At 65.7% G+C, this 9040-nt stretch carries 8 protein-coding genes and 2 pseudogenes; 6 read left to right on the forward strand and 4 right to left on the reverse strand.

The genetic code is table 11. The features are described 5' to 3' along the window. Nucleotides 1–698, forward strand: a 698-nt coding sequence (locus tag GJ632_RS15610; protein ID WP_191453437.1) for a phosphatase PAP2 family protein, incomplete at its 5' end; no start/stop codon positions are given. 429 nt (nucleotides 699–1127) lie between these two features. On the opposite strand, the pseudogene cmk reads toward GJ632_RS15610, so the two are convergent. Then, a pseudogene (gene cmk / locus GJ632_RS15615) lies at nucleotides 1128–1730 on the reverse strand ((d)CMP kinase); the annotation flags it as partial. A gap of 110 nt (nucleotides 1731–1840) precedes the next feature. Then, a complete protein-coding gene (locus tag GJ632_RS15620) occupies nucleotides 1841–2827 on the reverse strand; it encodes an asparaginase (protein WP_191453438.1) in 987 nt (328 codons plus the stop codon). Between the two features lie 437 nt (nucleotides 2828–3264). Here GJ632_RS15620 and GJ632_RS15625 point away from each other — a divergent pair, with 437 nt between their 5' ends. The 4 genes and pseudogenes from GJ632_RS15625 to GJ632_RS15640 all read left to right on the forward strand — a co-directional run bounded on the left by GJ632_RS15625 (nucleotide 3265) and on the right by GJ632_RS15640 (nucleotide 5564). Continuing rightward, entirely contained in the window at nucleotides 3265–3549 is a 285-nt protein-coding gene (locus tag GJ632_RS15625) for a hypothetical protein (protein ID WP_089807989.1), read from the forward strand. A gap of 171 nt (nucleotides 3550–3720) precedes the next feature. Then, nucleotides 3721–4695: an aldo/keto reductase gene (locus GJ632_RS15630; RefSeq protein WP_191453439.1), complete on the forward strand. Its 975-nt coding sequence runs from the start codon at nucleotides 3721–3723 to the stop codon at nucleotides 4693–4695. Nucleotides 4696–4735: 40 nt separating this feature from the next. Beyond that, nucleotides 4736–5319, forward strand: a pseudogene (locus tag GJ632_RS15635) (DUF1684 domain-containing protein). A 56-nt stretch (nucleotides 5320–5375) separates the two neighbouring features. Then, a complete protein-coding gene (locus tag GJ632_RS15640) occupies nucleotides 5376–5564 on the forward strand; it encodes a hypothetical protein (protein WP_191453440.1) in 189 nt (62 codons plus the stop codon). A 123-nt stretch (nucleotides 5565–5687) separates the two neighbouring features. Here GJ632_RS15640 and GJ632_RS15645 read toward each other — a convergent pair whose 3' ends face one another. Together GJ632_RS15645 and GJ632_RS15650 are read right to left on the reverse strand one after the other, a co-directional pair. Continuing rightward, nucleotides 5688–6179 (reverse strand): type IV pilin, encoded by a 492-nt coding sequence (locus tag GJ632_RS15645; protein WP_191453441.1) that lies wholly within the window; start codon nucleotides 6177–6179, stop codon nucleotides 5688–5690. Nucleotide 6180: 1 nt separating this feature from the next. Further along, nucleotides 6181–6591 (reverse strand): type IV pilin, encoded by a 411-nt coding sequence (locus GJ632_RS15650; RefSeq protein WP_191453442.1) that lies wholly within the window; start codon nucleotides 6589–6591, stop codon nucleotides 6181–6183. A gap of 921 nt (nucleotides 6592–7512) precedes the next feature. Here GJ632_RS15650 and GJ632_RS15655 point away from each other — a divergent pair. Further along, the coding region (locus GJ632_RS15655) for a surface glycoprotein (protein WP_197428032.1) at nucleotides 7513–9040 on the forward strand (1528 nt) is incomplete at its 3' end.

The raw sequence follows: 9040 nt of genomic DNA on the forward strand, positions 1-9040 counted from the left end.
CGTTCGCGGCGTTCTCCTTCATCGACCTCCTCAAGAACGTCTTCGTCGCGCCGCGTCCGCCCGGTGCCGGAACGGTGGCGCTCCCGACCTGGCTCCCGGCCGTCCTCGCCGGGGCGTTCCGGAGTATCACGACCGGCACGGGGTACGCGTTCCCGAGCGGACACGCCCTCGGGACGGCCGCCGTCTTCGCCGCGCTGGCCTACCGGCTGGAGGCCGGGTCGGGAGCCACCCGGTGGACGGTAGCTCTCGTCGGGGTACTGCTCGTGGCCGCGTCCCGAATCGTCCTCGGCGTGCACTTCTTCGTCGACATCGCCGTGGGTCTCCTCGCCGGCGCGAGCCTGTTCGCGGCCGCCGCCGCCGTCGGGAGCCGGGACCCGCTCCGGGTGTTCGCGCTCGGGTCGGTACTCGGCGTCCTGGCGGTCGTCGCGAGCGCCGTCTCCCCGGCCGGCGAAGTCTGGAAGGCCGGTCAGTGGCTCGGCGGGTCCGTCGGGGCGGGAATCGCCTGGTACGTCGTCCGGCCGTCCTCCCAACTCAGCCTCCGCGAGACGGTCGCCGCCGGCGTCCCCGTCGCCGTCCTCTGGGTCGGAGTCTACGTCACCTCGCCGCCGCTTCTCGTGACAGTCGTCGGCACCGCCGTCGCGGCGGGCGTCACGATAGCGGCACCGACGCTCGCCGGACGGGCGGTGGAGCCGAGCTAACGCCCCGGTTCCGGGGTCGAGGCGCTCGGGTCCGTCGCACAGACCGTCGCCTCGCCCGAGACGGGCGGCCTACGAGTCGGCGCGCGCCGCCTCGACGACTTCGGCGACCATCGTCCACCCGTCCTCGTCGGCTCCCTTCCGGCCGAGGAGGACGGACTCGTTGTCCGCCGAGGTGACGAGACGGTACTCGGCGTCGTCGTCCACCCGTTCGCCCTCCGCCTGAAACTCCTGCTGGAAGAACTCGGTGCTGTGCATGCGGTAGACGGCCGACGACCCGTCGTCCAACGTGAGGCGCACGGGGTTCGGCGAGACGTTGTGGATGCGCTTCGCGACGTCGTTGAGGTCTGCCATGCGCGGACGGAGGCGCCGTCGGCCCAAAAGTCCGACTCCGAGGACGACGCGGCGGCGAGTGACTCGACTACAGTTCGCGTCCGGGGTGTGGAACGCGCCCTCGTCCACCTCGGCGTCGTACTCCTCGACGGCCGTGAGGACGATTTCGAGCAGGGCCTCGGGACTCCACCGCGCGGTGTTGACGCGGAGGTCGTAGAACGACTGGTCGGAGACGTCGATGCCGTAGTACGACTCGTACCGGCCCGCCTCGCTCACCTCGCGGACGCGCATCTCGGCCCCCATCTCCTCGCGGTCGGCCGTCCGTTCGACGCGGACCTCCTCGGGCGCGTCGAGCCAGATTCGCAGGTCCGCCCGGTTGCCCGCCAGCCACCCGGCGAGGCGCGACTCGAGGACGAACGCCTTGTTCGCCGTCCCCCACTGCTCGGCGATGGTGCGGAGGCGACGGTCCAGCGCCCGGTCTATCTCGTCGGACTCGTCGGCCTTGGCGATGAGTTGCGAGAGCGACATCCCGCGCTCTTCGGCGAGTTCGCGGAAGATGTCGCCGCCGGAGACGTACCCGCAGTCGAGCGACCGCGAGAGGCCTTCGCACAGCGTCGTCGCCCCGCATCCCGGCGGGCCGGAGACGGTGATGAACAGGTTGCTATCGACGGACCGTCCCGCTGCGGCGTCTTCCTCCATCATTGACGTTCGGGTCGTCACCCTACGACCACAAAAAGCCGCTGACGAGCGTCTGCCGTGCTAGTGGGTCTGTCTCCCGCCGCCGCGACGACCGCTTCGCTCGAACGCGGCGGTCACTCGAACGTCGCCGCGGCCGACTCGCGGGAGAGTCCGGCGGTGAGAGCGAGGACGAGTTTCACCCGCGCCTTCGCCGTCGAGAGGTCGCCCGCGTAGGCGACGCCGTGGTCGCGGAGGGTGACGCCGCCGCCCGCGGTGCCGTACACCGCCTCGGTCGGGCCGGCGTGGCATCGCGAGGAGACGACGACGGGAACCGAATCGAGAGCGTCGGCGACGGCGTCTCCGAGCGGACCGGTCGCGTTGCCGAGTCCCGTCCCCTCGACGACGACGCCGTCGGCGTCTGGGAGGAGGCGTTCGAGGGCGCTCCCGTCGACGCCCGTCCCCGAGTGCACGACGGGGACCACGGCGTAGTCACCTGCGTCCCGGTCCGGGTCGAGAGCCTCGGCCGGGAGCGACAGGTCGGACGCGGCCCGCCCGGGGTCCCGGTGGATGCGCGTCGTCGCGCGCGTGAACGTCGCCACCGGTCCCTTCCCGGGCGACTGGAACGTGTCCAGCGCGTTCGTGTGCGTCTTCACCGCGTCGCGGGCGGCGTGGAGTTCGTCGTCGAAGGCGACGTGGACGCCCGGCGCGAATCGGTCGTCGACGGCCGCCCGGACGGCAGTCAAGAGGTTCGCCGGGGCGTCGGACCCCGGTTCGTCGAAGCGCCGTTGCGACCCGGTGACGACCACGGGAACCGACACGTCGCAGGCGACGTCGAGCGCGTACGCCGTGTCGGCGAGCGTGTCCGTCCCCTGCGTGACGACGACGCCGTCCGCACCGTCGGCCGCGGCGGTTCGAACCGCGTCCGCGGCCGCGGCGACGACGCCGAAGTCCATGTCGAACCCCGGTCGCGACCCGACGTCGGTGACGCGCAACGACGCGTGGTCCGCGACGGCCGGCACCGCCTCGACGAGTTCCTCGCCCGCCTTCGCGGGGGCCGCGCCGTCCTCGGCTGGTTCGCTCGCTATCGTTCCGCCGCACCCGACGACGTGTACCGTAGACATCGTTCGTCCCCGAGGACGCCGCCGCGTCGATTACGTCTTTCGCCACCGGCGCGCGTCGGTCCCACCCCCGATAGCGGCGCGTACGACCCCGTCACGTCGGATTATCGGGACGTTTTCTCCCCGTCACCGGGTGAAATGGAAGGGACTCGCGGCCCGCAGCCGGTTCGGTAGTCTGTGGGCGCGTTCGCCGCGCTCGACCGCGTCAGACGATCCTCTCATCTCCGACAGTATCCTCTAAAAGAACGTACCTTGTCACGAACAGTTTCACATCGAAACCGATTCTATAAGCTGAATAAACTATTTCGGGGCCTCTCGACTCGTTTAGAACAATCACTGTTCCGTTACTGTCTGATTTAAACGATTATGAACAGACGCCAACTCTCGGGCGGGTTAATGTGAGTGTCTGGCCTTCGGACAGGTGAGGTGTGCCCCAGGAAATGTCGAACTCGTCATCAACGGTCCCCCACGAACGCTTCGCCCGACTGCGCGAAGTGATAGCAACGACGCCGAACACCGTCCGCTTCGGACTGAAACTGGTCGCCTATCCGATTCAGTTCGTCGCGTTCTGGCTGGCCGTCGCTCTCCCCTTCCTCTACTTACCGCTCCTGCACGGCGGCCTCCGAGGCGGACAGGCGACGGTGTTCGGGTCGCTCCTCGCGGTCAACGTCGCCGCCTTGGTCATCGGGCACGGGCACAGCAGCGACGAGACCGAGAATCGGTAGCTTCGGCCCTCCCCCACCGCTTCGGCCTCCCCCACCGCTTCCCACCGCTTCGGTCCTCCCATGCTCTTTCGTTTTCTCTCGGCCCCGAACTGATCGCGTCCGCCGGTCGCACCGCTTCTCGCTCGGAGACGAATCGAGGCGTTTACCGCCCGACCGCTGTTTGCCACAGCCATGACGCTCGATACGGTCTCGCTGGGTCGAACCGGGACGAAGGTGTCCGAGGTGGCCTTCGGGACGTGGCGGTTCGGCCGCGAAGACGACACGGGGGCCGTCGAGGTGGGTCCCGAGCGAGCACATCGATTGCTCGACGCTTACGCGGACGCCGGCGGGACGTTCATCGACACCGCCGACATGTACGGCGGCGGGCGGGCCGAGGAGTACGTCGGCGACTGGTTGGCCGACCGCGACCGGGAGGAGTTCGTCGTCGCCTCCAAGATATACTGGCCCACCCGCGAGGACCCGAACGGGAGCGGACTCAACCGCAAGCACCTCCGCCGGAGCATCGACGAGATGCTCGACCGACTCGGGACCGACTACGTGGACGTGCTCTACACCCACCGGTGGGACGACGACACGCCGGTGCGCGAGTTCATGCGGACCCTCGACGAGTTCGTGCGCGACGGCAGGGTGAACTACCTCGGGACGTCCACGTTCGAACCGAACGCGTGGAAGGTGGTGAAGGCCAACGAGATAGCCGACAGGCGGGGGTACGAACCGTTCACGCTGGCGCAACCGCGCTACAACGTCGTCAACCGCGAGATAGAGGGTAACTACCTCGAGATGTGCGCCGACTACGACATCGGCGTCGTCCCGTGGTCGCCGCTCGCGGGGGGGTTCCTCACGGGCAAGTACAGTCGCGGCGAGGAACCGCCCGCGGACTCGCGGGCCGCCTCCGACCAGCAGTTCGTCGACTCCTACCTCACGGCGGAGAACTTCGACGCCCTCGAAGCCGTCGAGTCCGTCGCCGCGGACGTCGACGCCTCGCCGGGGCAGGTCGCACTCGCGTGGTTGCTCCACCACGACCAGGTGACGGCCCCCATCGTCGGCGCGCGGACGGTGTCCCAACTGCGGGAGGACCTCGCCGCGGCGGAGGTGTCGCTGACGGCCGACCAGTTCGAACGCCTCCTCGAAGCGAAGGCGGAGTAGAACCGTCAGACGTACCGGGCGCGGCGTCGTACCGACGGGTATGACCGACGCGAACGCCGCCGCGGACGTCGACCCGGACGCCTACGCCGAGGAACTGCAACGGAAACGCGAGGAGAAGGACGACTTCTTCGCCTCGCACCCGCAGTCCCCGATTCCGCCCGAGCAACGCGACTCGTTCTCCGGACTGGACTACTTCGACCCGAACCCCGCGCCCGCGTCGCCGCCACCGTGCGGGTCCACGACGACCCCGAACCGGTGACGATGGAGACGACGGCGGGCAACGAGGTGCGCTACCTCCGACTCGTCACGTTCGCCTTCGAACTCCGCGGGGAGTCCGTCGAACTCCACGGCTACCAGCAGGAACGCGAGGACGACGACGCCATCTTCGTCCCGTTCCGGGACAAGACGACGGGCCAGCAGTCCTACCGGAACGGCCGCTACCTCGAACTCCATCCCGAAGACGGGCTGACGGACGGCGAGTCCGTCGTCTTGGACTTCAACCTCGCGTACACGCCGTTCTGCGCCTACAGCGACACCTTCGCCTGTCCACTCCCCCCGGAGGAGAACTGGCTGGAGGTGGCCGTCGCCGCCGGCGAGCGCGATTGGTCGCCTGCTAACGAGTGACATAATCGCACGACGAAAGCGCAATACACATATTCGACGCCTGCCCAGCGTCAGGCATGGGACTGCTCAGCAGCAAGAAAGCGCTCGTCGGTCTGGTTCTGATGGTCGTCGGAACGCTCGCGTTCCTCCCCAGCGTTATCCCCGGCGTCGCGGGTGTCTCGGTGTACGCACTGGCCGTGGCCGCTCTCGTCCTCACGGTGGGGACGTGGCTCGTCGGAACGTCCGGCGGCGGTCGACCGGTCTAGACGGCGCTTCGGTCGGTTTTTCGGGTCCGAAGATACGATTCCGAGCGGTGGCTCCGGCGTTCGCGCCGTCGAGGAGTAGCCGTCGCTCGCCGCGTGGCGTCGATAAGAAAGGGAAGTTACCGGTTAGTTGTTCGGCGCCGTCCACTCGGACAGCGTCGCGGAGTTCTCGTTGTTCTCGGAGTTCCAGACGACGCGGAACGTCTCGCCGTTGAGGTCGTTGCCACCTGCATAGAGGGTATCACCAGCACCGACTACGGTGCTGTCAGAGAAGCCGCTATTGGCTTCGGTGAATGCCTCCTTCGTACTTGTATCGGAATTATCTATCTCGTCTCGGTTACTGTCTATGTCCACTGCCTTGCTCACAGCGAGACTGAGACGACCTGCTTCTATCGTATCTCCCGTTTCGTGGGTAATCGTGACGTTATCGTTTGGCGACCCCTCGTCAAAGTCGAAACCGAAGCTAGCTTGGGGCGTCGTCTGTGAGACGCTTCCCCCGAGGTTGAGCACGAACGTGCCGATGACGGCGGCGAGGATGACCGTGATGGCCACCATCAGGATGACGCCGATGACCGGCGACACCGCGGAGTCGTCCGTGAATAGTTGTTTGATCTTCATGTTACGGTGCCGTACTTTCACTCAGCGTCGCGGAGTTCTCGCCGCTTTCACTCACCCACGTCACTCGATACGTAGCGCCCGAGGTGTAGGCAGTCGTCACGTTCTCAGAGTCTCCCGCACTGATTGAGTTACCCGACCACGTTTGGGTGTAACCATCACCAGTAACGTTGACTGTCGCGGACGTGAGGTCAATGGTATCGCCCGTTTCGTGGGTAACTAAGAACGATTGACCATCAGATGCATAATCGAATCCGAAACTGGCCTGCGGCGTAGTCTGTGAGACGCTTCCCCCGAGGTTGAGCACGAACGTGCCGATGACGGCGGCGAGGATGACCGTGATGGCCACCATCAGGATGACGCCGATGACCGGCGACACCGCGGAGTCGTCCGTGAACAGCTGTTTGAGCTTCATGGTTGGTTTGTCGGACACACTCCGACGACAGAAGAGTCGGCGGTTCGCTTCCCCCTCGGTGACCCCACCGGAGTCGGTGGGCCACCGTCCCATCCCCTGTCGTGGCGTGTCTATTCGCCCCGATACGCTACTCCAACTTAAATCTAAAGGTCAAGTTAACCGAACAGTCATATACGAGTTCATCCGTTAATCACCCCTTTAAGGCCAGTTTAAATGGGGGTAGTCACCCCCTGTTCGGGAGTTTCGAGCGGATAGACAAAAACTATCGAACAGTCGGGCCGTTTCCGGCCGGCCGCCCGAGCGCCGACGGGGCCGATGCTCCGATCGATTTGGTCGGCGTCCCTGCCCCGACGCGCCACTCGGCCCGTCGTCGGTCAGGTCGCCGTTGTTCAGTGGCTCTCGTCGAGGCGCGGTGCCGCAGTCGCTCGTCGTGAATTGTTGTTCGTGCCCGCGCACGCGAGAGCCGCACCGCTCACTCGGGACGAGCAACCGCCTCTCGCCACTGCATCGAGGACGGCCACGGCTCTCGGCGGGGGAGTACCGAGCAGAATCGTGCGGGGAGCGGGCGACCGTGGGACCAACGAAAGCCGCGCGGACACGGAGGGCGCGCGGCGTGCGTACGGAACCGCGAAGTGCGGTCCGCCCTACCCAAGGCGGCGGTACGCACCGTCACCTAACTCGTCAGCCCAAAAAAGGTTTTCTGTTGATAATTCCTATATCGGCGACTAACAGGGAGTTTAACTCGTGGCCGTCGTGTTAGTACAGAAAGTATTTACGTGACACGTTCGTCGGACCGTACGTACCCCTGCCCATGGTGACATCCGTGAGTAACTCCATCCAAGTCCGTGCGATCGGGCGCTCTGTGGGATACAGAGGGTGGACGAAAGCCGGTGTTGCCGTCTGCAACAACTCCAAAAATCCATGACAAGCAACACGAAGCAACTCCGCGCGGTATTCCTCGCGGCGCTGATGGTCATGTCGGTCTTCGCCGGCACCGTCGCGTTCGCTGGAAGCGCTGCTGCGGTTACTGGTGCCTCTGTGGACTTCTTCAATCCAGACAATCTGGACGAAGGAACCACGGAGACACACAACCTGAACGTATCGTTCACTGGATATGCTGACGACACCGGCGACGACTACGTCAACGTCACCCTCCCCGCAGGGACGATTGACGACGCCACTGGCCTCACCGTCGAGACCCGAGATGGTGACGTGATCACCACGGTCTCCTCGGGCGACGTCAACGGTGACAGCCTGAACGTCTCGTTCGACGCGACGGGCGTGGCCCACAACGACACCATCTACCTCAACGGGTCGATGGACGTGGCTGCGCCGTCCAACGTCGACGGTGACGTCTCCGGTCCGATCAGCTTCACGCTCACGGACAGCGACGGCACGTCCGAGAGCGCTCAGCAGACCGTCACCATCAACGACGCCGACGCGTCGGGTGACACCGAGGCTCCCGAATACCTCGAATCGGTCCACTACGACGCTGACACCACCGACGACGAGACCGAAATCGAGTTCTCGTTCAGCGAGGAAGTCAACAACCTCGGTGACGCCAACCTCTACCTCGACGAGAAACCGCTCGGCACGGTGAGCGAGTTCACCGAGTCCGTCAGCAACGAGGGTGGCGGTCAGTACATCGCCACTGTCGACGGCTCTGACGTCAACACCGGCGAACTCGAGATTCTCCTCACGCCTAGCATCACCGACGCCGGCGGCAACGAACTCACCAACACCGGTAACAAGACCGTCGAGGTCGCACCCGTCACGGTGACGGGCGGTGAAGACGTGAACGCCTACCAGGGCTCGAAGGTCGCCGTCGTCGCTGACGGCACCGACACGGGTATCGAAGTCGAAGCCAGCGGCGAAGAGGACTTCGACTACTTCGTGTCCGGCAGTACCGGTACGAACAGCGAAGTGTTCGTCTTCGACACGGATGACCGTGACATCGGTCAGTACAACATCTCCATCGAGGGCGAAAGCGAAGCGACGGTCAACGTTCGTGACCTCGGTCTGGAAGTCGACATCGACGACCTGAACATCACGAACGACGACGAAATCGAAGGGACGGTCTCCGCGAACGCGGGTAACCGTCCGGTCACGCTCGAACTGCTCGACTCCGACGGCGACGTCGTCGACGAGCAGGGCAGCACCATCGCCGCTCGTCTGACGGGTCAGGCCGAGTACGAGTTCACGTACAACGCCTCCGACCTCGACCTCGACGACGGTAACTACACGGTGCTGGCGACGGACAACCAGTCCGGCGTCGAAGCGGAATCCTCCTCCATCGTCGTCACCGACGCTGGTGAGGGCCGCGCCGACATCGGCGGCTCCGGCATCATCACCGAACAGCGTGGTGACGTCGCGAACATCACCATCACGCTGCAGAACACCGACTACGCGACCCTGACGCTCGGGTCCGACGACGTCGGCTACCGCAGCA

The sequence above is a fragment of the Halogeometricum sp. CBA1124 genome (genome assembly GCF_009741955.1).
GTDB classification, from domain to species: Archaea; Halobacteriota; Halobacteria; order Halobacteriales; family Haloferacaceae; genus Halogeometricum; species Halogeometricum rufum.

Coding starts and splice junctions, on each gene's coding strand:
- GJ632_RS15625 (WP_089807989.1), top strand. CDS start 3,265: ATGTCGAACTCGTCATCAACGGTCCCCCACGAACGCTTCGCCCGACTG.
- GJ632_RS15620 (WP_191453438.1), bottom strand. CDS start 2,827: ATGTCTACGGTACACGTCGTCGGGTGCGGCGGAACGATAGCGAGCGAA.
- GJ632_RS15630 (WP_191453439.1), top strand. CDS start 3,721: ATGACGCTCGATACGGTCTCGCTGGGTCGAACCGGGACGAAGGTGTCC.
- GJ632_RS15650 (WP_191453442.1), bottom strand. CDS start 6,591: ATGAAGCTCAAACAGCTGTTCACGGACGACTCCGCGGTGTCGCCGGTC.
- GJ632_RS15645 (WP_191453441.1), bottom strand. CDS start 6,179: ATGAAGATCAAACAACTATTCACGGACGACTCCGCGGTGTCGCCGGTC.
- GJ632_RS15640 (WP_191453440.1), top strand. CDS start 5,376: ATGGGACTGCTCAGCAGCAAGAAAGCGCTCGTCGGTCTGGTTCTGATG.